Annotated in this window: 32 protein-coding genes and 2 pseudogenes; 3 read left to right on the plus strand and 31 right to left on the minus strand. The window is 70.8% G+C overall.

Annotation, left to right across the window (positions count from 1 at the left end; genetic code table 11):
* Positions 1 to 505: pseudogene (locus ACFVIU_RS37790) on the plus strand (3-beta hydroxysteroid dehydrogenase); the annotation flags it as partial.
* A gap of 120 nt (positions 506 to 625) precedes the next feature.
* Here ACFVIU_RS37790 and ACFVIU_RS37795 read toward each other — a convergent pair.
* Positions 626 to 1,459, minus strand: coding sequence for a transposase family protein (locus tag ACFVIU_RS37795; protein ID WP_385848234.1), 834 nt, complete (start codon positions 1,457 to 1,459; stop codon positions 626 to 628).
* A gap of 70 nt (positions 1,460 to 1,529) precedes the next feature.
* Complete coding sequence (locus ACFVIU_RS37800; protein WP_385848235.1) at positions 1,530 to 1,982, minus strand: hypothetical protein; 453 nt, start codon at positions 1,980 to 1,982, stop codon at positions 1,530 to 1,532.
* 529 nt (positions 1,983 to 2,511) lie between these two features.
* Between ACFVIU_RS37800 and ACFVIU_RS37805 the strand changes: the two are divergent.
* Positions 2,512 to 3,567, plus strand: a pseudogene (locus ACFVIU_RS37805) (hypothetical protein); the annotation flags it as partial.
* Entirely contained in the window at positions 3,564 to 5,003 is a 1,440-nt protein-coding gene (locus ACFVIU_RS37810) for a hypothetical protein (RefSeq protein WP_385848236.1), read from the plus strand. The pseudogene ACFVIU_RS37805 and the gene ACFVIU_RS37810, both read left to right, overlap by 4 nt.
* 356 nt (positions 5,004 to 5,359) lie before the next feature.
* Here ACFVIU_RS37810 and ACFVIU_RS37815 read toward each other — a convergent pair whose 3' ends face one another.
* The 29 genes from ACFVIU_RS37815 to ACFVIU_RS37955 all read right to left on the minus strand — a co-directional run bounded on the left by ACFVIU_RS37815 (position 5,360) and on the right by ACFVIU_RS37955 (position 26,032).
* Positions 5,360 to 6,301 (minus strand): replication-relaxation family protein, encoded by a 942-nt coding sequence (locus ACFVIU_RS37815; protein WP_385848238.1) that lies wholly within the window; start codon positions 6,299 to 6,301, stop codon positions 5,360 to 5,362.
* Between the two features lie 384 nt (positions 6,302 to 6,685).
* Positions 6,686 to 7,390, minus strand: a complete 705-nt coding sequence (locus ACFVIU_RS37820) for a hypothetical protein (protein ID WP_385848240.1) — start codon at positions 7,388 to 7,390, stop codon at positions 6,686 to 6,688.
* Between the two features lie 125 nt (positions 7,391 to 7,515).
* On the minus strand, positions 7,516 to 7,857 hold the full coding sequence (locus ACFVIU_RS37825; RefSeq protein ID WP_385848241.1) for a hypothetical protein: 342 nt from the start codon (positions 7,855 to 7,857) through the stop codon (positions 7,516 to 7,518).
* A 46-nt stretch (positions 7,858 to 7,903) separates the two neighbouring features.
* Positions 7,904 to 8,935 (minus strand): phosphoadenosine phosphosulfate reductase, encoded by a 1,032-nt coding sequence (locus ACFVIU_RS37830; RefSeq protein ID WP_385848242.1) that lies wholly within the window; start codon positions 8,933 to 8,935, stop codon positions 7,904 to 7,906.
* Positions 8,936 to 9,251: 316 nt separating this feature from the next.
* Positions 9,252 to 9,773, minus strand: a complete 522-nt coding sequence (locus tag ACFVIU_RS37835; RefSeq protein WP_385848244.1) for a DUF6248 family natural product biosynthesis protein — start codon at positions 9,771 to 9,773, stop codon at positions 9,252 to 9,254.
* Positions 9,770 to 10,402 carry a hypothetical protein gene (locus tag ACFVIU_RS37840; RefSeq protein ID WP_385848246.1) on the minus strand — a complete coding sequence of 211 codons (633 nt, stop codon included), beginning with the start codon at positions 10,400 to 10,402 and terminating at the stop codon, positions 9,770 to 9,772. The genes ACFVIU_RS37835 and ACFVIU_RS37840 overlap by 4 nt, the downstream gene beginning before the upstream one ends.
* 81 nt (positions 10,403 to 10,483) lie before the next feature.
* Entirely contained in the window at positions 10,484 to 11,860 is a 1,377-nt protein-coding gene (locus ACFVIU_RS37845; protein WP_385848247.1) for a hypothetical protein, read from the minus strand.
* A gap of 97 nt (positions 11,861 to 11,957) precedes the next feature.
* The gene (locus ACFVIU_RS37850; protein ID WP_385848249.1) at positions 11,958 to 12,083 is read right to left on the minus strand and encodes a hypothetical protein; all 126 of its coding nucleotides are present in this window, start codon (positions 12,081 to 12,083) and stop codon (positions 11,958 to 11,960) included.
* 69 nt (positions 12,084 to 12,152) lie between these two features.
* Positions 12,153 to 12,992: a DNA-processing protein DprA gene (locus tag ACFVIU_RS37855; RefSeq protein WP_385848250.1), complete on the minus strand. Its 840-nt coding sequence runs from the start codon at positions 12,990 to 12,992 to the stop codon at positions 12,153 to 12,155.
* An 89-nt stretch (positions 12,993 to 13,081) separates the two neighbouring features.
* Positions 13,082 to 13,606 (minus strand): single-stranded DNA-binding protein, encoded by a 525-nt coding sequence (locus ACFVIU_RS37860; protein ID WP_385848252.1) that lies wholly within the window; start codon positions 13,604 to 13,606, stop codon positions 13,082 to 13,084.
* Between the two features lie 44 nt (positions 13,607 to 13,650).
* Positions 13,651 to 14,448 (minus strand): hypothetical protein, encoded by a 798-nt coding sequence (locus ACFVIU_RS37865; protein WP_385848253.1) that lies wholly within the window; start codon positions 14,446 to 14,448, stop codon positions 13,651 to 13,653.
* Positions 14,449 to 14,488: 40 nt separating this feature from the next.
* Complete coding sequence (locus ACFVIU_RS37870) at positions 14,489 to 15,103, minus strand: cell envelope biogenesis protein OmpA (protein ID WP_385848255.1); 615 nt, start codon at positions 15,101 to 15,103, stop codon at positions 14,489 to 14,491.
* A 58-nt stretch (positions 15,104 to 15,161) separates the two neighbouring features.
* Positions 15,162 to 15,581: a hypothetical protein gene (locus ACFVIU_RS37875; RefSeq protein ID WP_385848257.1), complete on the minus strand. Its 420-nt coding sequence runs from the start codon at positions 15,579 to 15,581 to the stop codon at positions 15,162 to 15,164.
* A 500-nt stretch (positions 15,582 to 16,081) separates the two neighbouring features.
* On the minus strand, positions 16,082 to 16,456 hold the full coding sequence (locus tag ACFVIU_RS37880; RefSeq protein ID WP_385848258.1) for a hypothetical protein: 375 nt from the start codon (positions 16,454 to 16,456) through the stop codon (positions 16,082 to 16,084).
* Positions 16,457 to 16,587: 131 nt separating this feature from the next.
* Positions 16,588 to 16,965, minus strand: coding sequence for a hypothetical protein (locus tag ACFVIU_RS37885; protein WP_385848260.1), 378 nt, complete (start codon positions 16,963 to 16,965; stop codon positions 16,588 to 16,590).
* Positions 16,966 to 17,050: 85 nt separating this feature from the next.
* Complete coding sequence (locus tag ACFVIU_RS37890; protein ID WP_385848261.1) at positions 17,051 to 18,553, minus strand: ParB/RepB/Spo0J family partition protein; 1,503 nt, start codon at positions 18,551 to 18,553, stop codon at positions 17,051 to 17,053.
* Positions 18,554 to 18,692: 139 nt separating this feature from the next.
* Positions 18,693 to 19,226: a hypothetical protein gene (locus ACFVIU_RS37895; RefSeq protein WP_385848263.1), complete on the minus strand. Its 534-nt coding sequence runs from the start codon at positions 19,224 to 19,226 to the stop codon at positions 18,693 to 18,695.
* A gap of 50 nt (positions 19,227 to 19,276) precedes the next feature.
* Positions 19,277 to 19,768: a hypothetical protein gene (locus ACFVIU_RS37900; RefSeq protein WP_385848264.1), complete on the minus strand. Its 492-nt coding sequence runs from the start codon at positions 19,766 to 19,768 to the stop codon at positions 19,277 to 19,279.
* Positions 19,769 to 19,888: 120 nt separating this feature from the next.
* A complete protein-coding gene (locus ACFVIU_RS37905; RefSeq protein WP_385848266.1) occupies positions 19,889 to 20,575 on the minus strand; it encodes a hypothetical protein in 687 nt (228 codons plus the stop codon).
* A 68-nt stretch (positions 20,576 to 20,643) separates the two neighbouring features.
* Entirely contained in the window at positions 20,644 to 20,883 is a 240-nt protein-coding gene (locus tag ACFVIU_RS37910) for a hypothetical protein (RefSeq protein WP_346088448.1), read from the minus strand.
* A gap of 63 nt (positions 20,884 to 20,946) precedes the next feature.
* A complete protein-coding gene (locus ACFVIU_RS37915; RefSeq protein WP_385848267.1) occupies positions 20,947 to 21,291 on the minus strand; it encodes a hypothetical protein in 345 nt (114 codons plus the stop codon).
* 249 nt (positions 21,292 to 21,540) lie between these two features.
* Complete coding sequence (locus tag ACFVIU_RS37920; RefSeq protein WP_385848284.1) at positions 21,541 to 22,407, minus strand: hypothetical protein; 867 nt, start codon at positions 22,405 to 22,407, stop codon at positions 21,541 to 21,543.
* 371 nt (positions 22,408 to 22,778) lie between these two features.
* Positions 22,779 to 23,093 carry a hypothetical protein gene (locus tag ACFVIU_RS37925; protein WP_385848269.1) on the minus strand — a complete coding sequence of 105 codons (315 nt, stop codon included), beginning with the start codon at positions 23,091 to 23,093 and terminating at the stop codon, positions 22,779 to 22,781.
* A gap of 159 nt (positions 23,094 to 23,252) precedes the next feature.
* Positions 23,253 to 23,546: a hypothetical protein gene (locus ACFVIU_RS37930; RefSeq protein WP_385848270.1), complete on the minus strand. Its 294-nt coding sequence runs from the start codon at positions 23,544 to 23,546 to the stop codon at positions 23,253 to 23,255.
* A 51-nt stretch (positions 23,547 to 23,597) separates the two neighbouring features.
* The gene (locus tag ACFVIU_RS37935) at positions 23,598 to 23,840 is read right to left on the minus strand and encodes a hypothetical protein (protein WP_385848272.1); all 243 of its coding nucleotides are present in this window, start codon (positions 23,838 to 23,840) and stop codon (positions 23,598 to 23,600) included.
* A gap of 134 nt (positions 23,841 to 23,974) precedes the next feature.
* On the minus strand, positions 23,975 to 24,307 hold the full coding sequence (locus ACFVIU_RS37940) for a hypothetical protein (RefSeq protein ID WP_385848273.1): 333 nt from the start codon (positions 24,305 to 24,307) through the stop codon (positions 23,975 to 23,977).
* Positions 24,308 to 24,321: 14 nt separating this feature from the next.
* Entirely contained in the window at positions 24,322 to 25,176 is an 855-nt protein-coding gene (locus ACFVIU_RS37945) for a hypothetical protein (RefSeq protein ID WP_385848275.1), read from the minus strand.
* A 168-nt stretch (positions 25,177 to 25,344) separates the two neighbouring features.
* The gene (locus tag ACFVIU_RS37950; protein ID WP_385848276.1) at positions 25,345 to 25,551 is read right to left on the minus strand and encodes a hypothetical protein; all 207 of its coding nucleotides are present in this window, start codon (positions 25,549 to 25,551) and stop codon (positions 25,345 to 25,347) included.
* Complete coding sequence (locus ACFVIU_RS37955) at positions 25,544 to 26,032, minus strand: hypothetical protein (RefSeq protein WP_385848278.1); 489 nt, start codon at positions 26,030 to 26,032, stop codon at positions 25,544 to 25,546. Before ACFVIU_RS37955 ends, ACFVIU_RS37950 begins: the two co-directional genes overlap by 8 nt.
* Between the last annotated feature and the right edge of the window lie 358 nt (positions 26,033 to 26,390).

Here is a 26,390-nt window from a genome sequence, read left to right on the forward strand (position 1 = left end):
ACAGCAGCAGACTCACGGCCGACGCCCCGTCACCGCATCAAAAATGGTGCACTTTCATCCGTACGAGGTGGCGCACGTTCGCTTGTACGCCGACAGCATGCCGCGCACGGTCCACAACGAGGGCAAGGGCGGATTCGCCGGCCTGTTGACCGATCAAGCGCGCCGCACCGGGGTGGCCGGCTACCCGGGGGACGGCACCCAGCGCTGGCCGGCCGTGCACGCGCTCGACGCAGCGGTCCTGTTCCGTCTGGCCCTCGAGTCCGCACCGGCCGGGACGGCCTGGCACGCCGTCGCCGACGAGGGCGACGCGGTGCTGGACATCGCGACGGTCATCGGCCGACGACTGGACCTGCCGGTTGAGGAAGTTCCGCAGGAGAACTTCGGCCCGTTCGGTTCGATCTTCGCCATGGACCAGCCGGCGTCCAGCGCCCACACCCGCGAGGCCCTCGGGTGGCAGCCGACCCACCCCAGCCTCCTTGAGGACCTGGAGAACATTCAGCCCTGACGCACGCCGGTTCCAAGGGACCGTCCTGGGTCGGCTCAATGGGGCACTGGCAAAGGGCCGGTATGCCCGGTGCCGGGAGACCCGAATTCGTCGTGGGTGACTGTCTGCTGTGTAGATCTCTCAGCGGTTGACTTCGAGGTTCGTCAGGACGAGCAGGGCGCGCAGGAGGTGGGTGGCGCGGGCGGGGTCGGTGCGGAGTTTGGTGAGGATCCGCCAGTTCTTGAGGTGGGCGAAGCCGTGTTCGACGGGGGCGCGTCCGATGGTGAGGACGCGGTTGGCGGCCTTCTGGCCGGGGGTGAGCTTGTGGGTGCGGGTGGCGGCGAAGCCGGTGACGATCACGGGGTCGCGGATGTCGTTGTCCAGGCCGCGGAAGCCGAGGTCGGCCAACGCCCCGAGGCCGGCGGCACGCAGGTGGGCCAGGATGTGGTCATGGCGGGCGGCGGTGTTGTCGTGGGTGGAGCCGGGCCGGGCTGCGGATATCCAGATCAGGCGGCCTCTCTCGTCGGTCAGGGCGAGGAAGTGCAGGCCATGACTGCGGTGCTTGCCGGAGTAGTTCCGCCGGTCGGCTCTCCCAGTGCGGCGCTGGGTGCGGATGAGGGTGCCGTCGATCAGGACCACATCCCCGCCCCGTTTGGCGATTTTCTTCAGGGCACGGTCCAGGCGGGGCGCCTGCGCGGCGAGCAGCTCGATCACCTCGTCGCGCCAGCGACGGACGGTGGACTCGGACACGTTGTTGCCGCCGGCCAGGTCGGCCAGGCGCTGGTCGTGACGCAGTACGGCCAGGACGATCACTGCGATCCTTCCGGGCGGTAGGGCCCGCCACCTGGACCGTATCGCCTTCAAGTGGCGTCGCAGCAGATCGGCGAGGTGGTTGACGGTGCTCGTAGACAGCGGCAGACGGCACTGGTAGACAAGCGGGCAGGTGTCCTCGGCGCGCTCATGGGTTCTCGTCACACAGTCCCAACGACCGCCGGAGGCACCCCGGTTACGCCCTCACCGCACCGCCAAGTGGTGGCGTGCCTGGTTACAGGCGGGTGGTGAACCGGCCGTCGGGCGTTTTCCGTAGCCAGCCGCGGTCGGTCAGCCTGACCAGTTTCCCTCGCAGCGGTTCCAGCTTGGACCGCACGCTGATGTCCACCCCCAGCGTCTCGCCGACCTGCCGGGCCATGACCGGTCCGGCCGCCTGCCGCACGATGGCGAGAATGCGCTGGTACTCCGGCGGGAGCACGGTCTCCTCGACGTCCGGCGCGTGGTGCGGAATCAGCATCACCGCGCGACCACCCACCTGCCCAGGCACCGGCGCGGCCGAGGCACGTTCGTCGGCAAGCTGTTCACTCACCCGTTCAAGGACCCGTTCGGCGACAGCGAGTTCGTCCCGCTCAGCCCGCACCTCCGCCAACTCCTTGGCCAGCCGTTCTTCGAGTTCGTCCAGCTCCGCACGCCGCGCGGTGATCCGTTCCAGCAACTCGGGGCCCATACACCGGATCATAGAAGGCACCCCGGCCCAGAGAGCAGGAATCGGCAAGTCGCCCCCTGACGGACGATCTACTCCTCTGGCAGTCGCCCACGACCAGCGTGAGCGCCCTGAGAATCGGTCACACCAGCCCTTTGACCTGCGGCTTCAAGTTGGCGGAGGCTCAGTCGAGTGCACGACTCGCTTCTGACCCGAGCAATGCGCGCTGATGCCCCGGCCCGCGACGGCGGCCGGGGCATCAGCGGTCCAGGCGAAGCCCCTGCGCAGTCAGTGAGTGAGCGCAGTGGAGGGAGCTGGTCGGCCCGACCATGAGCCTGACCACGGCAGCTAGATGCTTTCTGTTGCCGGATCGTGATCGATGGTCGGGGCTCATGGCCGTCAGCCTGGTCGGGGCCGGCGGGTGAGCTGTCTGCATGGATCACACGTACGCCCGCGCCCCCAGGCCCGAGGGCCGCCCCATCCTCACGGGCCTGGCGCGCTGCCCTGGCCACCACGTGCGGCCCGGTTCGGGAACACGGCGGTGAGTCGTCTTGGGGCAGGGGTCCGCCGAGGTGTCATGGCGGGTGATCAGTTCACCCAGATCGCCAACGGCCTGTTCCGCGACAGCCGGTTGTCCTACAAGGCGAAGGGGATCTTCGGGTACGTCAGCACGCACCGGGAGGGCTGGCAGGTCACCGTCGCCGACCTGGTACGCCGCGGCCGCGAAGGGGTCGACGCGGTCACCACAGGCCTCAAGCAGCTGGAGCGGCACGGATTCCTCTACCGCACCCGCGAGAGGAACACCGACGGAACGCTCGGCCAGGCGCTGTACTTCATCACCGATCTGCCCGCCCTGCAAAACCCCAGGTCGCAGCCAGAGTCGGGTTTTCCAGGATTGGATGAGCCTACGTTGGCTGATCCCGGCACTAAGAACACCAACAGAAAGAAGACCAAGAAGCAGAAGACCAGTCCCCTCCGTCCGTGCGGTCGCAGCGGCGCCGCGCCGGAACCTGGACGGAAGGACCAGCCGGCAACGCAGAAGCCTCTGCCCACGCCGCCCGCTGCGGATGAGATGCACCCGGGCATCCGACTGCTGCTCGACCTCGGGGCACAACGCCCAGAGCTGCTGCTGACCGGCAAGGCCCTCACCGATCAAGGCCGCGTCGTCACCGTGATGCTGGAAGCCGGCTGGAGCCGTGAGCAGCTGCTGCACGTCATCGCCGACCGGCCCTTGCCCCACCCGGTACGGACCACCGTCGGCGCGATCATCGCAGCCCGACTCCGTGCCGCTCAGGCCTACCCGCCGCCCGCGATCATGGCCGATCACCACGACGCACCCCACTGGGACGACCCACAGCCGCGGCGGTCCGCCGAGTCCGCCGCCGCGCGCACGGTAAGCGAGGCCCTCACCTACCGGGCCCTTGTCGAATGCGCCGGCTGCGGCGTGCCCGGTACCGCTCCCGGCGAAGATCTCTGTCCGGCCTGCCTCGGCTGGCCGCTGTGCCGCACCTGCCCGGGCCCCACTCCCCGGCGCGCCCACCCCGACGGCGACGGCCGCTGCACCACGTGCGCCTCCGCCCTGACACATCCAGAAGGAAGCAGCCCGTGACCGACACCCTCCGCCCCCCACCCACCGCCGACGCGCACCACGAGCGCCCCTTCCCCCAAGATCCGGAGCGCTGGAAGAAGGAACACTCCCGCGCCCTGCGCACCGGCCACATCCGCGACCACACCTGCTCGGACGCCTGCGAACTCGTCCTCGTCTACGAGCGCACCGGCTGGGGATGGTTCGCCTGGCCCATTCCCGGCGACGGCAGCGCGCCCGAGACCCCCCATCAGATCGGGGTGCTCACCCCTGCCGCGACCCGCGCACAACGCCTGGCCCTGCTCTGGCTGACCAGGCGTCCCGCCCGGCGCATCGCCCTGGCATCCGTTCCCGGGTCCTTGCGGCTCTCCGGCGCCGCCATCGCCCTTATCAGCCTGGCCGTCGGCCTGTCCGCCATTGCCCAGGGCATCCCCGTCGATGTCGTCCTCCCGGCGATGCTGCTCGCCCCCCTCCTCGCGGAGCACCTGCCAGGCCGACTCGACGCCCGGGCCCGCGAACACGTTCGCAGCGTCGAAGGCGACGATGCCGTCCGCTACCTGGAGCGCTTCGCAGCCCTGCAGACCTACCTCGTCCAAGCCTCTGCGGGCAGCGACCGCTACGAACTGCGCCGCTCCGCCGAGATCGGCCACAACCTGCTGTGGGACGCCGCGGACCTGCTCCAGACCCGTGGCACCCACTCGGACTCAGCCTGGCTCAGCGGCCGCGAGCGGCTGATGCTCCAACTCGCCGGTCAGGTCACCCAGGTCATGAAACGCGCCGCCGCCGAGCACGGCACGGCCGACGCGGGCCAGCACTGCGGACCCGTGCGGCCACTGGGCCCGCACCCGCTAGGCGTCCGTCCGCTGACACATGAGCTCAAGTCCAGTACAGGCCCGCTGAAGGGAGCCCTCCTGATGCCCCAGACCGAACCCACCCCGGCTGTTCGCACCACGAACGTCTATCTGCTGTTCGCGCACGAGCCGTACTACCCCGGCCCCGGAACCCAGGAGATCAACACCACTGTCGTCGCCGCCAGCTCACTGCTCCACCCGCAGGTGCTCCAGCCCGACGGCGCCCGGATCCACGACCTGCTTACCCAAGGACGCCGGCCGGGCGAGATCATCCCGCTGGCCACCCTCACCCACGAACTGAACGGTGGCGCCGACTGGCCGACCGTCGGCGACTGGGAGCGCGTCACCACCGACCTGGTGCAGCTCGTCCGCTCCGGGCACTGCGATGCCCTCAGCCTCGGCCTGCCAGAGATTGCGCGCGCCCTCGTGTGTACCGGTCCACACAACCAGGTGCGCGTCTACGACGTCGCAGCCAACGAGTTCATCGTCTACGGGCCTGCTGAGCGTGCCGCGGTCCTGACCGAGGTCGACATGGTCCTCACCAGCCTCGTGACCGAAGGGGGCGGTGGATGGGCCCGCCACCCTTCGGCGAACGCACGATGGTCCTGAGGTCCGAGCCCGGACCCCTGCCGCAGAGCAGCCCGGGTGCCTACGTGCTCACTGCCGTGGTGGTGAGCACGTAGTGAGCCAGGGGGCGTTTGGCCTGTTACCCGGGCAGGTGTCCTTGTTGACGTTCATTCCCCGAAGCTGGGCGTGAGTGGTTTTGATGCCGCTGGGCGACACGGTGCCCAAGCGGATGGGGGCCTGCCACTGGAGCAAATGCTCCTCCGGTAGGCGACCCATCGGGGTTCATCACCCATCGACGGAGGCACCGTCGAAGTCGTCCCACACAGCGGCGGCCGCAGGCGCCTTCCCTGACAGGAACCTGGAAGCGGCACGCTGACAAGCGGCCAAGGGGAGGCTGATCAACTGCTATGGCTCACGCTGGCGACTCCTAGATCCGTCCACGAGCGAGGCTTGCCGCCGGCCAACGGCCTCCAGACACTGTGGGTTGGACCGTGCTGCTCCAGGTCTTCCAGCACGGCGGCTCCCAGCCCGACTTTCCGGGCGAGGGCCGCTACGAGCGGGTGCTGAGCCACCATCGCCTGTAGATCGCTCATCCGACTATCCAGCCTGGCGCGGGAAGCACCAGTGAGTACGAAAAGCACACGGGGAAAGGCCGGATACCAGCGCAGCCAGACAGGGCCCGTGGTGGCCTGTTTACGCCGGCCGACGGGCTGAGCCTCGTACTGGAAGAGGCGGGCATACTCGATCAGCTTCACGGCCAGACGCTCACTGCTCATGGTGCTGCGATCGACTTCGACGAACGCGCGCAGCTTTCGACGGTGTTCGCTCTCGACGACGGTGTAGTACATCACCGCGTCAGCCACAATCCGCTCGCCCTCGCCGATGGAGTGGGACACCTCGGGTGTCCAGTCCCAGGGGCCGTGCTCGTGTCCCAGCCGACGGGCGTCTGCGGCGAAGGCAAGGTGGGTGCGTACGACGGCGAGCGTGTGCGGGGTCTTCAGCGACGCTGCCGTGGTGGAGGAGATGGGGTAGGGCGGCCGGCCCCGCAATGCGGGCAGGTCGCGGGTCAGCCGCGCGCCTTCCTGCGTGAGGTACCAGACGTTGGCACGCGTGCGGCTCGCGCCCGGCAGCACTGTGCAGTCGACCAAGCCGTCGGAACGCAACCTGTTCAGGACACGGGACATCAGCTGCCGTGTGCCGTCCGGGCGCAGCATCTGACGCAACTGGCTGGTCGTGGCGAGGCGGTGCTGGGCGAGCCCGGCCAGCACTTGGTAAGCCAAGGGCTCAGCGTGGCTCCGGGCCAGCGTCGTCGCCAGATTGCTCCCTACGGAGCTGCTCATGAGACGTTCCCTTCCGCGGCCGTCGCGGTCTTCATCTGAGACCGTCGGTTGCTGCTCAGGAAACCTGTGGGCCCCGACCAGGCTCCCCACCACGAGGCCCCGACCATGGTCACGAAGGCGAAACAGCCTCGTGGTGGGCGCCAACACGTGCGTCCACGGGCCTGACCAAAGGCTGTGCCTGGGGAGAGCTCACTGCCTCTGGCATGGGAGTGCAGGGAAACGGCTGCGGCGGAGAAGTTCGGCGATGGCCGGCCCGCAGCAGCCGGGGCTGCTGCGGGGCGTGGTGGCGAGCCACGCCATACCGGCCATCATGCGACATCCGGCCCGCAAGGGACCAACGACCCGTAACCGGATGCCACATCTATGGGGCGGGGCAAAGGGGGCTCACCGCCGGTTTATGTCCCGCCGTTGGGCGGCCTGCTCGAGGATCCGCCGACGCGTCCACCGCCGGCGTCCGCCCTTCTCTGTGACAGCGTCGGGGGTTCCCAGGATGGGCAGGTTGCCCTGGGAGAGGCTGCTGGAGAAGGAGTTGAGGCTCTTGAACCCCAGCAGTGCCGCGGCCTGAGTGGCGCCCAATAGCTCGTCGGGGTCGCCGTCGACGGGCACGTCGGGCAGCGCGGGGGCCGTGCGTTTCGCGCCGGCGTGCCTGCCGCGGCCAGGGCGGCTGGCCATCCAGTCCAGCAGGGTCTGTACACGCCACAGCTGCCGACGGTAGGGGTTTTCGGCGGTGCCGAGCTCTTCGACGACGTCCGGGTCGGGGAAGTAGCCGGGGTGATCACGGACGAAGGTCGTGACCTGGTTGGCGTTCTTGTAACCCAGGAACCTCGAGGCCTCTGCTCCGTTCAGCAGGTCCTGCGGGTCACGGGCGGGCGGCGTGTGCTCGCGTAGTCGTGTCGGCGGGCGGTTCGCGAACCACTCACTGACCAGTGCGTGGTCCCACAGGCGGGCGCGGCCGCGCATGGCAGCGATTTCGGGGAAACCGTTCTCGGCGCGGTCCTTGTAGAGGCCGCTGATCCGCGCATGCGTCAGACCCTGTTCAGCCGCGATCTCGGCAGCGTCGACCAGGCGACGCTCACTGCGCGAGGTCATGACCCAACCGTCCATCCTGTCGGAGGTGAGCCGGCCTGCCCGCCTCACAACTCACATAATGGCAGGAGTTTGGGTCGAGGGTCCAGCACGCTGTCCAGGTTTTCCCGGCCGGCGCGAAGAAGAAGTCATTCCTCCGGGATCAGGCACACCCCGCGCCGCGCCGCGGCCTCGGCCATCTCCGAGTAGGCCAGGGCTGCCGGAGTCATCTCCCACTCGGCCAGGGCGAGCAGAAGGACCAACTCGTCACTGTCCTGGGACGCATCGCAGGGCATGCCAGCCGCGGCTACGGCCGCCACCAGATCCTCCCAGGACAGCCCAGCGAAGCGGGCCGCCACCACCTCGCGCAGATCTGCAAAACCCTGCTGGTACAGCTCGCGGGCATCGCGCAGCGACAGCACCAGGTCCTCGTCGCGGCAGGCCGGTGCGGCCGCGGCGAGTTCGAGGAGGCGCTGGGTGGTCGTCGTCACAATCAAAGTATGCCTTTCAAACAACGTCAGAGGCTTGTGGGAAATCTCAGAGCGGAGCGGCACAGCCGTCGCACGGCGATCGCCGTGTCCGCCGGGCCAGGTCGGGCTCCTTACGGGGCTCCTCCCTCAGCGCCGCGCGGACCTGCTCCTCCAGGGCGGTGAACTCCGGGCCGTCATCGGAGCAAACCACGCCGGGGTCGGGCGCTTCGCAGGCCGCGGAGTGCCGGATCAGATCGGTGATCCGCCAGTCGGCTCGGAAGCTGTCCCCTCGCACCCGCTCGACCTCGGCGTACAACTCGGCCAGCCGCGGACGCCGGCCGATGGCGAGCAGCAAGTCGCGACGCGAGGCGAAAACGCACAGGGAGCACGAGCAGCGGGAGGTCCCACCCCAGTCACCCGCACCGGGCGCCGAATCGTACGTCCAGCAGTACGACACCGGCGCGTTGGCGTGCCACTCCTTGACTGCTTCGGTCGGCCAGTCCTTGATGGGCAGCCACTCGTCGATGACTCGCGCACTGTTGGCCTGCACCCTGCGGAAGGCCGCCCGCTTCTTGCGGTCCGGCCCCTCGTCGGCGCGAAGACCCATGACCTTCAGGATCCGCACCGGGCGGCCGAGCTCGCGCTTCAGACGGTTGACGATCGGCGTCCAGGCGCTGGAGACCACGCTCTCCTTGGCGCTCTTGCGACAGTACGGGCTGCCCATGCGCGGGAAGCGCCCGTACGCCGCGATCTCGGTCAGCAGGCTGCGCGGCATCCGGGTGCCGTCGGGGCCCACCATCGTGCGGGTGACCTCCAGGTGCCGGTCGGCCGGCACCCCGAAGGCAGCGCTCTGCAGCGCGGCAAGCTCGGACACCCCGGGATAACGGATGCCGCCGAAGACGACCGGCGGCCACTCGAGCACTCCGAGGCTGGAGTGGTAGGAGATCACCCGGTCGGCCACGCCGGCAGCCCGGGCGGCTTCCATGAACACAAACATCGTGACCGCGCTGTCCTTGCCGCCGGACAGCTGGGGAGCGAGGACGTCGTAGAAGGTCAGGTCGAGTGCGGTGGGCGGGGGGTAGGCGGCACGCGAAGGCATGGCATCTCCAAGGGAACGAGAACGGAGTGATAGGAAGGGCGGCCGATCGCGGGCGGCCGTGCCGGGAGCACCGGTCACGCCGCTGGGGTAGGGCCGCAGCGCGGGGAGACCGAGTTCGATCTCTTCCCGCTCACGGCGGGTCCGGCCGAGCCGGAACACGTACCGATGCACACCGCGGCGTCGGACGTTGCGGGCGCCAACCGCGACCAGGGCCTCACGGAGCCACAGGGCCGGGTCGCAGCCGGGCCGAGGTCGCGGAGCTCCGAGCGCAAGGGGGTGAGCAGATCGAAGGGCAGCGTCTGTCGAACGGGGAGGTTCACCGTTCCTCACCGTCTGCTGCGATCTGCACAGGCGGGCCCGCGTCCGGGCTGGAAGGCCAAATGAGCTGATCGTCGGAGACATAGGACCCGCGGCGCTGCCGCGCCATCCTCCTCTCGCGGGCAGTCGGAGTGTCCACGGGGGCCGTGCCGTTGGCCGGGTGGGAGCAGGGGCACAGCCACCGGCAGGGCCGCTGGCCGGGGCCATAGTGGATCACGGCGACAACGAAGCCGCCGCGGTCAGTGACAGTGCCGGCGTAGTCGTCGCGGCGTGGGCCGCCGGCGCTGACGCAGCGGTCGTGGTGACCGCAGGCGCAGGGGTGGCAGATGCCCCGCTCGCACGAACACCAGCGGTGAAAGCCATGGGGGTAAGCGCCCTCGATCTTGCGTAGTCCCTTGGTCCAGGCGTTCGCGCGGACCCAGGCGCCTGCCGCCTCGGTCATCGGGGAGGTCACGCCGGAGGGGACGGGGTCGAGGATGCCCATGATCGATGCGCCAATGAAGCGCAGCCAGGTCGTCATGTCTCGTCTCCGAAGAGAGTCGGGGTGGTGTGGAGTTCGTTCATCCAGGCCAGAAGACGGGGGAGGTTTGTGTCGGGTCCGTAGGCGAGATAGGTGCCGTCGCAGCTGGTGCACCCGAAGGCCTGCGCGACGTGCAGCCCTCGGCGAGAGTTGACGCGACCCATGTGCACGGCCAGGCCTCGCTCCTGCGCGCTCAGGGCCAGGCGGTGCGCTGCCGCTGAGGTCTTCCACTGCGTGGAGCCCGCGAGGAACAGCACGTCGATCAAGTCCCAGGGGACGAGACCGCGCTCGCTGCCGTCCTGGGCGGCAAAAGCAACCGGAACCCCCAGGGCACGGATCCGGTTCAGCCAAGGCAGAGACTCCGCCAAGGTCGCCGCAGCGTCCATGGGGACGTCAGGGGCGACGGCCCACAGGCAGCGGTCGCGCCCGTAGCGCTCGACAGTCGCCCTCAGCCAGGCGAACCAGGCTTCGGCGCCGGGCCAGCCCTTGCCGAACTTGCCGTTGTCGCAGGCGTACAGGGCACCGGGCGGGATCAGGTTGCCCTGCGCCGGGGTCGTCATGCAGCCCAGGAGGCCCGCCTGCATGGCGGCCCGCACGTCAGCTCCGGACGGCGTTGCCAGGTACAGCACGGCGCGGGAGCGAGGCGCGGGCAGGGGATAAGGACGTGGGGGCGCGCATGCTGGTCCTTTCGCAGGCGGTGGTCGGGCGGTTCAGGCGAGCGGGAGCTGGGCGGCGGCGCCGGAGAGCAGTGCGCCCCACTCCTCCTCGAAGGCCTCGTCCTGTTTGTTGATCACGCGGGCGGGGGCGGTGGCGAAGAGTTCCTCCGCCATCGGCCACGCCTGCGCGCGGCGGCGGACCCAGGAGCGGGCGCGCCCGTAGACGGGGTCGTGCTCGACGTCGACGTGGTGTCGCTCGGAGACGGAGATCAGCCGCCGTGCGAGCTGCTGGGGACGGCCGAGGTCGACGCGTTCGGTGGAGCGCATCACCGGGCGCCGCTTTCCGGAGTCGGACAGCAGGAACAGCCGGCGCACGTGGTACAGCGCCCACGGCATGTCGAGCTCCCGCTCGAAGGCCTCGAGGCACGCCCGGTCGCGCGGTTGCGAGGGGTCGAACATCTCCAGGAGGGTCTTGCGGCCGTAGAGCTTAGCGTTGGGGTTGAGGCTCATCGCCGTGTACTCCAGGCGCAGCACCTCACCGGCTATGTCCGGGTGGGAGCGCATGCGCTCCAGGTGGGCGGGCAACGCGCCCATGGAGGTGGGGAAGCAGCAGAAGGTGCAGTACGACTTGGGCCAGTGCACGCCGAATCGGTTGAGGAGGTAGGCCTCGCACTGCTTCCGCTCCCAGCCCCAGTCGATGAGGGGGAACACGCCCGTGCGTCCTGGAACCTTCGAGGCGGCTTGGTCGCCGAAGCGGCGGCCTTCCTCGTCGGCGTTGAAGCCCATGATCTGCCTGAACGGGCGGCCGCCGAAGACCTGGGTGATCCACCGGTCGCCGACCTCGCCCTTCGCCCGGAGGCTGCACTTGCGGACGCCGGCCTGCTGCGGGACGGTCCCCACGGACTCCAGCTCGTCCCACAGCGTCCACAGGCCGCGGGCGAACAGCCGCTCGGGGTGGCGGGAGTCGTCCAGGACCGTGATCCCGTCGGCCTTCAGGTGCCCGGCCCGCGCCAGCTGGACGAACCTGACGCCGTGTGAGCGCAGCAGGGGGAGCATGAACTCCTCGCACAGCAGCCGAGTTTCGGGCCACTCGCTGCCGGTGGCCATGTAGAGGACGGCGGTGCGTTTCAGGTCGATGCCGTGCGCGGCGGGGTCGGTGAGCATCCGTGCGAGGTAGGCGGTGGAGTCCGCGCCGAGCCCCCAGTTGATGACGGTGTCCAGCTCATTGTCGGTAGCGAGGCCGGGCAGCGACGGCGTGAACGTGGTGCTGGGCATGGCGGTGCGACACTCCTTCGCGATCCGGTTGGGCAGAGGCTGGGCGGGGATGATGAGGACCAGGGCGTCGGCGAGCCACGGCTCGCAGTTCGGCCGGGGATGGCCGCTGGACAGCACGACGACCGGGCCGGGTTCGTGGGCGAGGTGGCAGTACACGCCGCACTGGCAGGACGGGTCGTAGGCCTCGGGGTGGGCGGTGTACTGGTCGTTGAACTAGTCGGCGCCGCGCAGGGAGACAGCGGCCAGGATCAGGTCACCCTCGCCGACGTCGCCGGCGTGGCCCGCGCGCGTGGACGGCGTCGGCGAGCTGTGGGGCGTGTTCGGCGTTGTCGGGAGAGGCGGTGACGACGGCCTCGAAGAAGTCGACGTGCTCAGGCATGGCACGGCCTCCCCCCCCGGGCCCGTGCCCGGGCCATGCATGGCCAGGCACGGGAGGCCGGTTGGGGTCTCAGAGCAGGGCGAGCGCGGCTGCGGGGTTCGCGACCAGGACGGCGCGCTGCTCGGCGAGCAGGCGGGCGTTGCCGCTGGAGCGGACGTTGCTGTCGGCGGGAACGGCGAGCAGGGGCCGGTGGAGGTCGAGGGCGGCCTCGGCGGTGCGGGTCGCCTCAGCGTGGTCGAGGGCCTCGATGAGGATCACCGCGCGGCAGAGTGCGGCCACCAGGCGGGCGCTGGCTTTGAGCGTCGCGCCGCTGGCTGCGGTGCCGGGCCGGTAGAGGCTGACCACTGCGCCGCCGACGGCGGGGATGGCACTTAGCAGCTGGGCGCGGTCGTGGGGGTGAGCACGGTCCAGCCCGCGCGGCAGTACGGCCAGCGTCGCCCGGCCCGCCTGGGCGGCCGCCCGGTGGGCGGCGGAGTCGACGCCGTAGGCGAGCGTGGCGGTGACCGTGTGGCCGGCCTCGGCGACCGCCGCAGCGAAGGCGTACGCGCGGGCGATGGCCTGGTCGGTGGCGTTCCGGTTGCCGGTCACAGCGACGGAGCGGGCGGTCAGCTGGAGCAGCTGGTCGCTGCCGCGCACCCATAGGCCAAGCGGGCAGTGGGGCCCGAGGTCCGCCAGAGCGGTGGGCCAGACCTCGTCCGAGGGGATGACGAACCGGCAGGTCAGGGTCGCCCTGTCGAGTTCCTCCTGGGGCTTGTACTGGGCCAGGCGCCCGCTGCTGTCACGGCGCACGTGCCGCTGCCAGACCTCGGCAGCACAGTGGTCGGCAAGGTCGGCGGCGACCTGGTCGGGGGCGAAGTGGGCTGCCAGCGCGGCGCGGGCGGCACGTTCGGACAGGGTGCTCTCGGGCATGGCGTCCTCTCGGGCATGGCGCGGCACCGGCAGGCGAACCGGCACCGCGCCGGGACGGGCGGTGAAGGGGAAGAAGGAGGGGCAGAGCGTCAGCGGCCGACGTGAAGGGGAGAGCCGTCGGCGCTGGAGGCGGCGGTGTTGGACCAGCCGGAGGACCTCTGCCTTTCCCACCAGGCGGGAGGGTTGCCGGGCCGCTTGGTGAGAGGACGGGATGCGACAGGCGCGGCGGGATGAGGCGTTGGGGGAGGGGCAATGGGGGCGGCGGCGGCCGGGCTGGGCAGGCTGGCTTCGGTGTAGGCGATGCGCTGGCGCAGGCTGATGCCGAAGTCGTCGACGCTCAGGTAGATGGAGTTGTCCTTGATCTCGGTGATGCGGCCCTTGACCAGGACGGTGACTCCGCTGGTGAGGGACTCGGCGGCGTTGTGGGCGAGGTCCCGCCAGGCGGTGCACACGTAGGGGATCGGGGTCCCGTCCCGCCACTTCTGTGCGGCGGCGTCCCACTGGCTGGGGGTCTCGGTGAGGCGGAAGCGGCAGACGGCGATCCCCCCTTCGGTGAAGCGGCACTCGACGTCGCTGGTGACGGTGCCGGAAACGTGCCTGATCGACGGGGCCATGCGAACACCTCCTATCACAAATAATAGTGTGTTTTAGGGGTGGGTCAATCCCCCCTCGTCCGCTGCATCCAGCGGCCCAGCAGTCGCAGCCACCGCCGCCACATGCCAGCTACCGCTGGCGCCGACGCGGTGCCCCCGCTGAACACCGTGGAGTCCTCGACCTCCACGTGCAAAGGCACCGTCTGTCGGGGCTGGACGAGCAGCTCGTCGGTGGTGTCCAGGTGAACTGAGACCCGCACGGCCTGCATGTCGGCGTCCAGGTAGGCGAAGACGAGAACCCCGGCGATCTCGATGCACGGCAGGCCTTCGTCGTCGGGGCCGGCCATCGGGTGGAAGACGGCTGCGCTGTTGACTTCCGCGCAGACCTCCGCGTCCGGGAAGCGGAAGCCGTCCGGAGCAGGCAGGGTCCGCACCAGCCGGCCGATGTCGTCGGCGTACAGCGAGTAGTGCTCGTCTCCACGTTCTCGGTCCGGCCCGTAGTACAGGTCGACAGCCTCACGGTTGTTCAGGGGCGGGAGGTCCGGGACGCCGTCGTCCCCGAGCAGGTTGTCCCAGCGCTCGCGGACGTGCCCGGCCAGAGCGGCGAGCGCGGAGTCCTCGTCGCTCCACAGCGTCACCTCGTCCTCGCGAAGGTCCTCGCGACGCAGTACCCAGACGCTGCCCGCGACGAGCCGTGTGCGCGTCACCGGGCCGGTGAAGTCGAAGCGGGCGAGCCACTTGTCGAGGATGTCGACGGTGTCGGCACCGGGCCACTCGCCGGTGCGCTCCTCCAGCACCTTCAGCTGCTCGTACAGGTCGATGATGGCTGCACCCTCGGGCGTGGCCGAGTCGGGCGTGATCACGGAAGCCTCCTTCAACAAAGGGTGGTGGGAGGAGTGGGGGTCACGGGCTGACGTTCAGAAGGCTGCGCACCAGCCCCATCAGGCGTTCTTGCTCGGCCGTGAGATGGGCGGTGCGCAGGACGCGCCTGCGCAGGACAGGCACGTCGAGGCTGATGCCGGAGGGCGCATCGGGCCGGTCCGGCCGGAAGGTCAGACGGTAGTTCCGGGTGTGGATCATCCATGCCTCGTATCGGTCGGCCGGGCTGCCGCTGCGGGCGGCGTGGCCGTCGTCGGGCGAGAGGGACGGGCATGGGCAGGACGGATCAGTGCAGGGCCGCCCGGCCGGGTTACTGGCCAGGACGGGACGCTGCCGGTAGTGGGTGGCCGTGCCGTTGAGCATGGGACAGCGCGCGGCGGCGTACGGCAGGCACTCGGGGTGCAGAGCCGGTTCCGGGGAACAGCCCTGGGCCACGTCGGCCGGGCGGACGATCAGGAAGCACCGCTCGTCCAGGTGCTGGCCGCAGATCTGGCACCGACCGTGCAGGAAGGCGGTACGGGCACGCTCGGCGTCGAGACTGCCGAATGCCGCGTGGCCGCCGTGGATGAGGGACACCCACGGCACCACCAGCCCGCCTGCCAGCGGCCGGCGCGCACAGCGTTGAGGGATCTGGTGCATCGGTGACGTCCTTCGGATCGTGGGAGGTGGGTCGGCTGGGAGCGACGACGGCCCGGCATCAGCTGTCCTCCGGTGGGGGCGGGCCGGTCAGGAGCGCTTCCCAGGGGGCGTAGCGGCAGTCGGTGGCGGCGTGCAGGCGCAGGTGCAACCAGGCCAGGCCTTGTCCGGCCCGAAGGACGGCTTCGGCACCGATGGCCGCGGCCCGGGGATACGCCGTGCCGTCGTCTGGGTCGGCGGCCGCCACGATCAGGCCCGGCCGGTGGCGCATGTGGCGGAGCGTGAAGTTCGTGTAGCTGCGGTCGTCCAGGAGCACGAGCGGAGCGCTCTGGTACTCCTGTGCGGTGAACAGGGCTGAGGGCAAGTGCTTCAGGGGCACCGGGCACGGCAGCAGCCCGAGCGGGTCGTCGTCGAGGCGGTCGCTGATGACCAGGACCGGCGGATGGGCTCTGTCCTCAAAGGCCTGTGCGGAGGCGGACATGATGGGGGCACGTCGCTTTCGTGAGGGGGCGGGACAGCCGGAACGGGCTGTCCCGCCGCGCGCGGGTCCGGTCAGCCGAGCGGGGAGAGCACCAGGGCCGGGACGGCGCTGTCAGGGATGTCGGCGAACAGCTCGCGCAGCTCCTTGTCCTTCTTGAGGTCCTCCGGCAGCGGGAAGACCTTGCCGCCGAAATCGCCGTAGGTCGGCGCGTACTGGGAACGGCTGTAGCTGGCGAACGGCGAGTAGGCGTTGCCCTCGACGTTGCACGGTCAGCGTGCTGCCGGGCAGGCGGCGTCAGTCGGTGCGGACCAGTTGGCGCAGCACGGCCAGCGTCAGGGGCCCGGTGGGGGCGTCGGTGTCCGGGCCGGAGGGCGTCGTCTGCTGGTTGTCGGGCATGCGGCCTTGCATAGCGGGCCGGGCGACGGGGATCGCACGGCGTCTCGGACGGCAGAGGGGGCTTTGCCTGCGTCGCGCAGGGCGGCGGGACGCAGGCACGTGGGTCAGTCCTCGATCAGTTCCAGGCAGCAGAGCGGGACGCCGTTGCCGGGGATCCGGAAGCGCCGGACGTTCTCCGGGATGCGGTAGTGGCTGTTGCGGGGGTGCGCGCGCAACAGCCGGGTCGACTCCTCGTCGAGAAGGAAGCCCGCACGGGTGCCGGCGCGATTGCGTTCCTGCACGGTGCCCGTCAGACCGCGCAGCAACTTCGAGCGCAGGGCGGGAGTGATGCGGGCCCGGCGCCCGGCCTGAATCTGAGCGAACGCGGCCTTGTCGACGGCGCGGAGCCGCTGTGCAGCGGCCTCCTGTACCTGGGCGACGGCTGCCGCGTCGGGAAGCTGCCGGATGAAGTCCCGGACGTCGTCGATGGTGATCGGCATCTGGTTCACCTCTCTGCGTGGAGGGATGGACGACCGGCCGGGCACGGGGTGTGCCCGGCCGGGGATGGAGGCGCCATTCGAGGCGGCGCGGTGGGGGCGGGGATTGCGGGCGCTGCCCCAGCCCGGACGCTCTACGAGTCGGCCGGGGCGTCGGTGAGTTCGATGCAGGCGGCCGGGACACCCGTGATGCGGAAGCGCTTCTCACCGTCAGGAACGGTGAAGCGGGTGTTGTGCGGGTCGCGGCGCAGCTGGTTGGTGGAGTCCTCGTCCAGCACGAAGTCGAAACGGCTGCGGGTCTTGTTGGGCTGCCCGACAGTGCCGGTCAGACGGCGCAGGCAGGCCGGAGTGATCGTGGTGTTGATCCGGCCGGTGCGGCCCGGGAGGATGACCGGGCGCTTGGCGGCGTCCAGTTCGAGCAGCCGCTTGGCCGCCGCCTCCTGGAGAGCGACCACGGCTCCGGCGTCGGAGAGCCCGCTGACGAAGGTGCGGATTTCGGCAAGGGTGGGCACAGGTACGCCTCTTTCCTGGTTCGTAATGAGGGGCGAGGGAGGGAGGGCGGGCACCGGATGTCGGCACCCGCCGGATGCCTGGGGGTCAGCCCGCAGCGTTGGGCCGGTGACTGGCGACCGCCTGCTGCTCGACCTCGGACAGCTGGTAGCTGCCGTCGTCGGCCTGGCCGAGGGATTCCAGAAGCAGCAGGTAGGCGGCCTGGAACCGGTCGGGGGACTCCCACAGGTAGACGTGGGTCATGCGGGCGATGTCGAACTGCTTCGGTTCGCGGATGGAGTCCTCGAACGCGGCGGCGACCTGGGCGAACAGCACGTTGGCCAGGCGGTTCTTGGGGAAGCTGGCGGCAGTCTCGGCGGCCGAGTCCTTCTCGGGGTCCTTCGCTCCGAGCAGCAGCGCCACGGTCTGGGTGCTCTGCCTGTCGGCCCACTTGCCGTAGAAGCGGGGCAGGTCCAGAAGGATCTGCTGGGCGAACAGCCGGGCCTCCTCGGGCAGGGTCCTTCCGCGCACCAGCCGCTTGACGAACTCCTGCCTCGGTCCGGCGGCGGCCTTCCATGCCCGGTTGCAGGCCACGATCCGGGCCCGCTCCTCAGCCTTGCGCTCGTTCTCCTCGGTCTTGGGCTTCCTCGGCTGCGGCCGGACCTTGTGGCCGTACGCGGCCGGGTCGGCGCAGTACCAAACGGGCCGGTGCTCGTCGTCCAGGCGAGCGCTGTGGCCGGGGCAGTCCTTGTGGTTGTCCTCGGTGAGCGGGTTGCCCAGCCCGGTGGTGAGCTCCGTCAGAGGACGGGACGGGTCCTTCTCGTAGGACGGAACCCGGCCCAACAGGGGAACGTTCGCCGCCCTCAGCTCCTCCTCGGCCTTGGCACGGGCCTCGGCGTCGGCCTGCTCGGCGCGCAGAAGGGCCATCTCCTGATCCCAGTGACCGCGCCCGCCCTTGCCCTCGGCGTGGTCACGAGCGAGCGCCCGCATGAGCCGGTCCTCCGCGCCGCGCACGCCTGCGACCTCGGCGAGCTGGGCGGTCTGCTCAAGGTCCATGCCTGCCGCCGCTGTACGGCGCAGGGTGGCGTCGTTGAGCTTCTGCGCCGCCTTGGCCTGCTTGGCTGCATTGCGGCCCACACCGAGGGCCTTTGCGGCCGTGCGCCGGTCGACGTCGGTCATGTCGATCAGGGCGAGTTCCTGGGCGCGGAGGGTGTCGCGCTCACTCATGCCCTCGCGGTGGTCGTTCTCGACCAGGGACAGAAACCGCGTCCAGCCGTCGCGGCCGACCAGGTCCTCACGCACGTACGCCTTGACCAGACGTGCGGGGCGGCCGTCCTGCTCGGCGGCGGCGTTGGCGACCTGCGCCGCCTGGGCGCGCCGCCAGCCCTTGAAGACGCCGTAGGTCCCGTCGGGCCGGGGCCGGACGCTGATGGGCTCCTCAACGCCGAGTTCCTTGACGGAGGCGATGAGCTTCCCGTCCGGCTCGGTGTCGTGCTCGCGAGCGTTGCACTCGTCGCGTACCAGCAGTGCCGGATCGAGTTTGACGACCTGCGGCGCGGCCTCCTCGTGTTCGTCGCTCTTGTGGGGCGGGGTCGAGACGGCGGTGGCCATGCGGCTCTCCTTCTCCTTGCCTCATCGGCGAATTGGCGGGGACCAACTCCCCGCACATCAAATAATAGTTGGATATGGGCTGAGGGCTAGACACCCACTGACCTGCGGAAATGTAGGTCCGCTGCTCTGCGTTCGGCGGCTAGGGGCGCGGGGTGCGGGCGGTGGCCGGCGACCCATGTCGGGTGGTGGATGTGCGCCGGCTGCGGACGTAGGCCGCCCGGATCTCGGCATCCAAGTCCGGATGCTGCCGGGATGCTGAGGGCAGCAGTGAGTTGCGCACGACCACGGCCCGGGCGAGGACGGCCAATCGCTCGGGGGACAGCACCCAGGGACCCTGCTCGTCGGCGTCCAGGACGGCCAACAGCTCTTCGGCGGCGCGCAGATCCTCGGCACGCCGGTACACCGGGTGGGTCCGGTTGCGCCGCAGGGCGAGGACAAGACTCGCCCCCAGGTGCGGGGCATGGCAGCGCCGCGTAGGAGTGATCACCTGGTGGCCGTCCGGCACGGTGAGCACCTGGAGCACGCCCTCGATCACGACGAGCCGTTCGTCGCTCTGCGCGGGGAACGTCGACTCGGTGGCGCGGTTTCCGCACGATCGGCAGACGTAGGAGCCCGGAGTCCGGGGCTCGTAACGGCCCCTGTGGCAGATGTGGCAGAGGATCGGAACCGGCATCGCGCAGTCCTCCTTCGTGCGGGCGCCGCAGCACCCGCACGGATCGATGGTCAGGGTCGCACGCGGGTGACTTGGCGGGTGGGCAGGTGGACGCGCAGCACGTCCTCGTGCTCGGGCGGATCTAGTGCAGCGAGCCGGTTGAGCGCCTCCCTCAGCTCCGGGTCGGCGAACACCTCCTCGGTCAGCGCCGCCTCGCCCGCCGGCACGGCCCTCACAGTGGTGCGGGTGTGCCTGAGATCCGGAACGTCCTCGGTGCTCGCGAGCGCTGCGACGAACGGGCTCCATCCGACGTGCATGCCGTCCGCGGTCCGGCGCTCCGTCGTTGTGAAGTACGCGGCGACCACCGGGAGGCCGTCGCCGGGCTGCTCCGCAGCGAACTCCAGAACCCGGTCCACGACGACCTGCCGCCACGCCTCCTCGGTAGCCGAGAGGGCTTCGATGATCAGCGCGTCCAGGGATCTGGGTGCAAGACGGCGAAGCGCGTCGCGCACCGGAGGATCGGTCGGCGCGGCCAGCAGTTGGGCCAGATCGAGGGGCTTCATCGGCGGTGTCCTTCCTCGCGTGCGGCTGGGGCGGCCGTGCGCGCCATCGAGGCTCCAACAACATCAATAATAGTGTGTTTACGGCAGGTGTGAACCCGCCCCTGACCTGCTGCTTTGTTGCTATTCGCGGTCCCGGTGCGGCGGCAGCGGGAAGCTGCGCCGGGGGTCGAGCCGCACGCACCGCTCGCAGTACGCCGTTACGCGGTTGGCGGTGCACTCGCCCCACTGGCACTCGAAGTCCTCGCGCGGCCCGCACAGCAGGCAGCGCCCAAGGGCGATCCCGTGCAGCTCGCACAGTTCCCAGCGCTTGCGCTGCGGCAGCAGCTCAAGGGCTGGGCGGGGGCGCTCGAGACGGGCGGGCTCGGCGGCCGGGAAGGACTCGTCCCCGTCGCGCACCCAGCGCGGTGACAGCTCATCGAAGCGCTCGGGCGTGGTGTAGTACGGCTGGCCGGCCGGAGTGAACACCGTGGACAGGTGGCCGTTGGAGACGAGCGTCTCCAGGCGGCGGTGGCTGAACTCCCGCATGATGGAGAGCATCTCGTCCTGGCGCAGGCTCCAGGCGTACCCGTACCGGCGCAGGATGCGTCGCTCGGTGGCCGCCGGGCCGCTCTGGGCGGCGTCGAGTGCCTCCACGGCCGCGATGGCGGCCGTGGGGTTGGAGGCCAGTTCGCGCGCTGCGTCCTCCGCGGCCGGGCGGGTTGTGTGGCTGCTGAGCGTGTACCCGTGGAGCTGGTCCACGACCTGGTGGGCTCCTTCGTGCCCGGTGACGGAGTACCGGACGGGCGGCTTGGGGCGGCGTCGGGGCATGACGGACTCCATCCGTGCAAGGGGCCTGCGGGGTCGGGGCAGTTGCCCGGCCGGGGAGGGGGCGCCGGTCAGGCGGTGGGCAGCGGCGTGTAGGAGGAGAAGACGTAGTGGCCCAGTTCGCGCAGGGCGCCGGCGGTGAGTTCCACGGCCGCAGGGCTGTTGTCAGTCGGGCGGGTGTACGCCTCGATCTCGCTGTTCCAGGCGAATCCCTGGGCTGTGAGGGTCTCCTCGGTGCCGGGCGTGAGGTCGTCAGAGGACCTGGGGGCGGCGACCAGTCCGTGGGCGGGGTCGGGTACGACCAGGAACACCGGGTCTCCTTCCGGCGCGGGCCACCCGGACGGGGTGGCCCGCAGGTCAGGGCTGACGGCTGGTCAGTGAGTGACGGTGACGGTGTAGTCGGCGTCCAGGACGGCGAGTGCGGCACGGATGGCGGCGCGGGTCTCCTGGCTCGGAACTGAGTAGGGGAAGTCCAGGGCGTGCACGGCGTCGTCCAGGTCGAGATCGCGCATGGGCAGTGTGTATCCGCTGCGGTAGAGGGCGACGGCGGTTGCGGTGGCGACGCGGCTGCGGTTGTAGGCGATGGCTTCCTCGGCGGAGACGTCGGTGCCGAGCGCTTCGCGTGCGGTGGGCGGCAGCGCCGCGATCCCGGCGCTGAACCGGCGGGCCGGAATCCGGAGGCGTGCCGATCGCAGGGCGCGGCGCAGCGTTCGAAGCATGGCAACTCCTGGGATTGGAAGGGGGAAGGGGCCGCCACGGGGGGGAGGTGACGACCCCTCAACCTCGATACCAATAATGGTGTGAGTCGTGAGGGTGTGAACCCACCCCTGACCTGCGCAAACGAGGAGAGTGCGCGAGGGCAGAGCCTCGGCGTGTGCGCCGCCAGGGATGTGGGCGCCGCCCTGGTGTACGCCTGACAACTGGGGTCGTCGCCCTGGCAGGCGGGTGCCGGCGGCGGCCCGGCTCGTTCAGTGATGGTGTCCCGGCGTCGGGCCGTCCGGGCTGAGGTCGGGCGGCGCGCAGTAGTCGACGTCCGATTCCGGGGAGATGGGGTCGCCGGAGTCGATGTCGGTGCAGTAGGCGTCGAAGACTTCTCCGGCCGTGAGGGGTTCGAGGTCTCCCGCTCGCAGCCGCCAGCCGTAGACGCGGTCCGGAGCGCCTGGGCTGCGGGTCCTCATGATGAGTGCGCCGGGCAGGGCCGCGAGACCGAGCGCGAGGACCGTGGTGAATTCGAGGGCCTCGGTGTCGTCGAGGTGGGTCGCACCGTCGGGGTCCGTGTCCGCGTGTAGGACGGAGACCAGCGTCTCCGGCGCTGCCGAGACGCTGCACACCAGGTGGCGGTGGCCAGGGTCGGCCGTGTCGAGGATGCGGACGAGGAAGTCTCGGGCGCGGGCGAAGGCCTCTTGGCCGATGTCCTTTCCGCAGGCGGCGCAGGCGCCGAGGCGGGCCAGGAGTGTGGAGGCGTACTCCCAGGTGGCCTTGCGGACGGCTTCGTCGATCAGGGCCGGGACGAGCTCGGCCAGGGGCTCGCCGTCGTACGGGATGGTGGGGCCCGTCGTGGCAGCCTCGGCGGTAAAGCGGGTGCGGCTGGACGGGCTGTCGGGGTCGAGGCCGGTGTGGGCGCAGAAGTCGGCGTACTCCTCGGGATCGAAGAGAGCGAGCATGGTGTGCATGCCCTGCGAGGCGCGGGCCTTGAGAAGGTCCTCCACCCCTGCCAGGTAGGTCGCGTAGTCGTCGAAGGCGAAGCTGCCGTAGTGCCGCATGGCGCGGAAGTCGTGCTCGTCGGTGAGCAGCCCGATAGTGCCCGAGATTTCGCGGCGCAGAACGCGGCGCATCGTCTGGCGGTCGGTACGTGCCGCGTCTCCTCCCGTGCGTGATCGTTCGGCGTCGGGCTCGTTCGGGCGGCACTCGGAGGGCGGGGGTGTGTAGGTCACGTGCGCACCTTTCTCGTGGATGAGTTGAGCGGACCGCCTCTGCGGGGACGGATGGCAGGAGCGGCCCGCTCGTGCTGGCCGGTCGTCGGGGGCGTGCGGCTGGCAGGCGGCGGTCCCTGCGGGGGTGGTGGGCCCCGCCTCGCATGTTCAATAATAGTGTGTTTATTGAGATTAGAAACCCACCCCTGACCTGGTTGTTCACTCCCGCGTGGGTTGGGCGAACGCAGCCAGCATGGAGATCACTCGGGCGGGGCGGCTGGATGCTTCGACGGTCACCGACTCCCCGGAGATCCGACGATTACGCACACGCTGTCCACGTGGACGGGGCCCTGCTGGCCGGGCGGGCGGGCGTCGCGCTGCCAGATGATCCGTGTACGCCGGTACTGCTCCTCGATGCGGGCGCCGGGGAGCGCGCCGGCCACGGCTTCGGCGACTGCGGCGCGGGCGCTGGCCTCCGCCTGCTGTCGGGCGGCGATCTGGGTGGCCAGTTCGGCGGCCTCGGTGTGCAGCGGGTAGAGCCGCCGGATGATCTCGCGTGCCACATGGCGGGCGCTGATCGCTGTGACCCCGATCGACGGGGTCTGCACCTGGGTCTCGTCCGGGAGGGCCGCGTAGACCTTGAGCCTGCTGGGCTGCTCGTCGTCGGGTTGGCACAGGCGTACGGCGCGGCCGTCGCCGTCGACGATGAGCCGTGCCAGACCGCGGGAGTACTCGGGCAGCGGGGCGCCACGGCCGCAGCGGGCCGGTCACGCGGGGAACGCCCGGATGTGGTCTACGACCGCCCGGGCGGACAGGACCGGAGACCGGTGCATCGGCTCGGTGCACTGGGCCTGCCAGATACTCGCGGGCCGGGACGGGGTGATCTGGTTGCTGGTGGCCGGGCTGATGCTCCACTCGCGGCCGTGCGCGTCGGTGGCGGTGTAGGTCAGGAACTCGGGCTTGTCCTGGCGGCCGTTGTCCCTCCAGGAAAGGCCGGCGGCCGTGAGGGCGCGGCCCAGCTGGGCGCAGCGCTCGCGGGTGATGTGACCGAAGGTGGCCAATACGCGGTCCCTTCTGTGACTGGCGGCGGTGTGAAGCGGGCGGACGGCGGGTCAGGTGCGGCCGGTCGGCTGGGGCTTGCGGTAGCGGTACAGGAAGCGCGCGGCCCATTTCCGGCTGGCGAATCCGGGGATCCCGCCGCCGCTGCCCGGGCGGTTGCCCGGATACTCGGCGACCCACTGGCACACTTCCGAGTCGTGCCAGACGACGCCGTAACTGGTGCTCGGGTCCTGACGGTCGAGGACCTGGTAGCCGTACGAACCGGTGTTGCGGGGGAACGTGAACTCCTCGGGCATCGCGGCCCTTTCGGTCGACGCTTGGGTGCGGGAGGGGGCGGTGTGGGGGAGAAAACCCCCTCCCGCAACATCCATAATAGTGTTGTCTAGGGTGGCGTGAACCCGCCCCTGACCTGCGGCTTTTGAGGCCGAGATCAGCGCATGAGCATGCGGGGACCGGCGGTGACCGCGTCGGGCGGCTGGTGATCGCGGTAGTCCGAGACCTTCACGTACCCGCCCGGCATCGTGTCCAGCCGCAGACCGGGCCCCCAGTCGTCGGTCACGTCCTGGGGGAGGTTCTCGACGTCGTCCGCCTCGACCTGCTCGGCCCAGCCGGTCACTTCGCGGCCGAGGGCCCGCCGCCACGCCAGCAGGACGGGGAAGAGCTGGCCGCAGTCGTCGACCAGGGCGACGGCGCGGGCCTCGCTCGGGCCCGGGCACTCGGCGTAAGTGGGCGTCTCGGGGCGGGTGCGTTCTCCAAGGGTCATCAACCAGCGCATCGTCACGACATCTCCAGTTCCAGGCGCGCCGCGTGCGGGGCAGCGTGCGCGGACGGTTGCGGGCGGCGTGAGCGCTGCTGGGCACGCAGGGAGTCGGCTTCGGCCTGGGCGCGGCGGGCGTGCTCGTGCTCTCTGGCGGCCGCGGTGAGGCAGTACGGGGCCCACCACTGCTTCACGGCGGCGGTGCGGGCCAGCGAGTTGGGGAGTACCGAGTAGGGGAGGTCGGCCAGCATCAGCAGCAGGACCGGGTGCGGGGAAGCGAGGAACCAGCGGGCGACGGTCCACCAGGCGGCCACGGCGGCGCGCCGCGCGGGGTGGGCTGCGCGTGCCTCCCGCTCCAAGCGGGCGGCTTCGGCCTGGTGGTGGGTGGCCGACCAGGTGAGGAAGCGCAGCAGGGCGGCAGTGCCCCGCTGCCGGGAGACGTCCAGGATCACGGGCAGGTCGTCGCGCTGTGCGACATGGGCGGCGCAGGCGCGCAGGACGGCGGTGAGCGTCGCTGCCGTTTTCTCGGGCGGCTCGTGTCCGTCGGCGGACGTCATCGGGTACACGCTGACCTGGGGGCGGTCGGCGTAGTCGTCGGGGTAGAGGGTCAGGCTGCCGTGGTAGCGGGTGCCGCTGCGGGTGAGCCGCGGTAGGGCGTCGTCGGGGGCGGTGGTCTGGTAGGCGTTGACGGGGCCGAGGCAGGCGCGTACGGCGGTGAACTGGTCCCAGTGGTGGGGGTGGTGGGTGCCGGTGACGTGCACGCTGCCGCGCATCGCCCCGCCCAGCTCGAAGACGACGGCGTCGTCCTGGCGGGGGCCGGCGGTGGCGCGCACGGTGCCGGCGGGCGTGTCGACGGTCAGGCTCGGGCTGGTCATGGGCTGCGGCTCCTCGGCGGTTCGGTTCGGTGAGCGGGGGCCTGCCGCCCCGCGCTCGCCGAAGGGGAGGGCGCGGGCGGCGGGGCGGCAGGTCTTCGGCCAGTGGCGCTCTGGCCGGGGCGGCCGTCCGCCGCCGGGGGGACGGGGGCGGCGGACGGCGTCTGTGGGTTACTCCTGCGGCGGCTTGTGGCGGCGCAGGTTGTCCCGCTCGGTCAGGGACACTTCCCTTCCGCACGGGCATTCGCCGTAGCGGCGGCCGTGCAGGTGGAAGAACTTCGGGCCGGTGTTCTTGGCGTTGACGGTGCGGATGGTGCCGGGGACCGGGGTGGTGTTGGTGCAGTAGCCGTTGGCGGTGACGGCGGGCGTGTCAGCCACGGGGGCCCTCCTCGTCGGTGTCGGTGATCTGGGGCAGGACCGGCGCGTCGTAGACCTCCCGTCGTACGGTGGGGACGCCGGGGCACGGGATGACGGCCTGCTGGAGCGCGGTCGTGTCCATGGGATGCAGCCACCCGTTCCGCACGGTCCAGCCGCACGCGCGGGGGTAGGGCCCGCCCGCCGTGGTGGCGAGCAGGACGGCGCTGCGTATGGTGCTGCCCTCCAGCGCGAACACCAACAGCGTGCGCAGCGCGCAGTAGTCGTCTTCGTCCAGCACGGCCAGGCGCAGCGGGGCGGTGCCGATAGAGAGGTCGGCCTGAGCCCGGACGAACGTGTCGTCGGTGCGCTCGGCCACGAGATTAATCGTGTGTTCGCCGTCGCCGAGCGCCTGGAGCAGGGCGGCAAGCGCGGTCAGGGTGCGGCTCATGGCGGCCGCTGTGGCGGCGTCGTCGGGGCGGGTGAGCTCCGGGCGTGTGGGCATGCGGGTACTCCTTGTGGACGGGGCGGTGAGCACCGGGCCGGCGCACGTGTCTCGTGGCGCGGCGGGGGTTCTTCTGGGCGCGCCGTCTGCTCCGCAGACGCGTCGCGCTGCCGCTACGCGGCAGACGGCGGGGCGGGCGCGCTCCGCGCTCCATGGCCGGGTTGGGGGAGCGCTCCGCGCTCTGGGGCCGGGCGGGCACCCCCGGGCGGTCCGGGAGGGTGCCCGCCCGGCGCTGGGGCGGGGCGTGGGGCCCCGGGGGGGGGGCGGGCGGGGGGGGGTCGGGCCGCCCCCCCGGGGGGGGGGGCACCGGAGGGGGGGGGGTGGGTGGGGGGGGCGCGCGCGGGACGCGCAGGGGCGG

The organism is Streptomyces sp. NPDC127190 (assembly GCF_042672505.1).
Classification (GTDB): Bacteria; Actinomycetota; Actinomycetes; order Streptomycetales; family Streptomycetaceae; genus Streptomyces.

What these genes read in the sequence shown, in the direction of transcription:
- ACFVIU_RS37800 (WP_385848235.1), bottom strand. Translation starts at nt 1,982, where the DNA reads ATGGGCCCCGAGTTGCTGGAACGGATCACCGCGCGGCGTGCGGAGCTG.
- ACFVIU_RS37815 (WP_385848238.1), bottom strand. Translation starts at nt 6,301, where the DNA reads ATGAGCAGCTCCGTAGGGAGCAATCTGGCGACGACGCTGGCCCGGAGC.
- ACFVIU_RS37820 (WP_385848240.1), bottom strand. Translation starts at nt 7,390, where the DNA reads ATGACCTCGCGCAGTGAGCGTCGCCTGGTCGACGCTGCCGAGATCGCG.
- ACFVIU_RS37830 (WP_385848242.1), bottom strand. Translation starts at nt 8,935, where the DNA reads ATGCCTTCGCGTGCCGCCTACCCCCCGCCCACCGCACTCGACCTGACC.
- ACFVIU_RS37835 (WP_385848244.1), bottom strand. Translation starts at nt 9,773, where the DNA reads ATGACGACCTGGCTGCGCTTCATTGGCGCATCGATCATGGGCATCCTC.
- ACFVIU_RS37850 (WP_385848249.1), bottom strand. Translation starts at nt 12,083, where the DNA reads ATGCCTGAGCACGTCGACTTCTTCGAGGCCGTCGTCACCGCCTCTCCC.
- ACFVIU_RS37855 (WP_385848250.1), bottom strand. Translation starts at nt 12,992, where the DNA reads ATGCCCGAGAGCACCCTGTCCGAACGTGCCGCCCGCGCCGCGCTGGCA.
- ACFVIU_RS37860 (WP_385848252.1), bottom strand. Translation starts at nt 13,606, where the DNA reads ATGGCCCCGTCGATCAGGCACGTTTCCGGCACCGTCACCAGCGACGTC.
- ACFVIU_RS37870 (WP_385848255.1), bottom strand. Translation starts at nt 15,103, where the DNA reads ATGCACCAGATCCCTCAACGCTGTGCGCGCCGGCCGCTGGCAGGCGGG.
- ACFVIU_RS37875 (WP_385848257.1), bottom strand. Translation starts at nt 15,581, where the DNA reads ATGTCCGCCTCCGCACAGGCCTTTGAGGACAGAGCCCATCCGCCGGTC.
- ACFVIU_RS37880 (WP_385848258.1), bottom strand. Translation starts at nt 16,456, where the DNA reads ATGCCGATCACCATCGACGACGTCCGGGACTTCATCCGGCAGCTTCCC.
- ACFVIU_RS37890 (WP_385848261.1), bottom strand. Translation starts at nt 18,553, where the DNA reads ATGGCCACCGCCGTCTCGACCCCGCCCCACAAGAGCGACGAACACGAG.
- ACFVIU_RS37895 (WP_385848263.1), bottom strand. Translation starts at nt 19,226, where the DNA reads ATGCCGGTTCCGATCCTCTGCCACATCTGCCACAGGGGCCGTTACGAG.
- ACFVIU_RS37900 (WP_385848264.1), bottom strand. Translation starts at nt 19,768, where the DNA reads ATGAAGCCCCTCGATCTGGCCCAACTGCTGGCCGCGCCGACCGATCCT.
- ACFVIU_RS37905 (WP_385848266.1), bottom strand. Translation starts at nt 20,575, where the DNA reads ATGCCCCGACGCCGCCCCAAGCCGCCCGTCCGGTACTCCGTCACCGGG.
- ACFVIU_RS37915 (WP_385848267.1), bottom strand. Translation starts at nt 21,291, where the DNA reads ATGCTTCGAACGCTGCGCCGCGCCCTGCGATCGGCACGCCTCCGGATT.
- ACFVIU_RS37920 (WP_385848284.1), bottom strand. Translation starts at nt 22,407, where the DNA reads ATGCGCCGCGTTCTGCGCCGCGAAATCTCGGGCACTATCGGGCTGCTC.
- ACFVIU_RS37935 (WP_385848272.1), bottom strand. Translation starts at nt 23,840, where the DNA reads ATGCCCGAGGAGTTCACGTTCCCCCGCAACACCGGTTCGTACGGCTAC.
- ACFVIU_RS37940 (WP_385848273.1), bottom strand. Translation starts at nt 24,307, where the DNA reads ATGACCCTTGGAGAACGCACCCGCCCCGAGACGCCCACTTACGCCGAG.
- ACFVIU_RS37945 (WP_385848275.1), bottom strand. Translation starts at nt 25,176, where the DNA reads ATGACCAGCCCGAGCCTGACCGTCGACACGCCCGCCGGCACCGTGCGC.
- ACFVIU_RS37955 (WP_385848278.1), bottom strand. Translation starts at nt 26,032, where the DNA reads ATGCCCACACGCCCGGAGCTCACCCGCCCCGACGACGCCGCCACAGCG.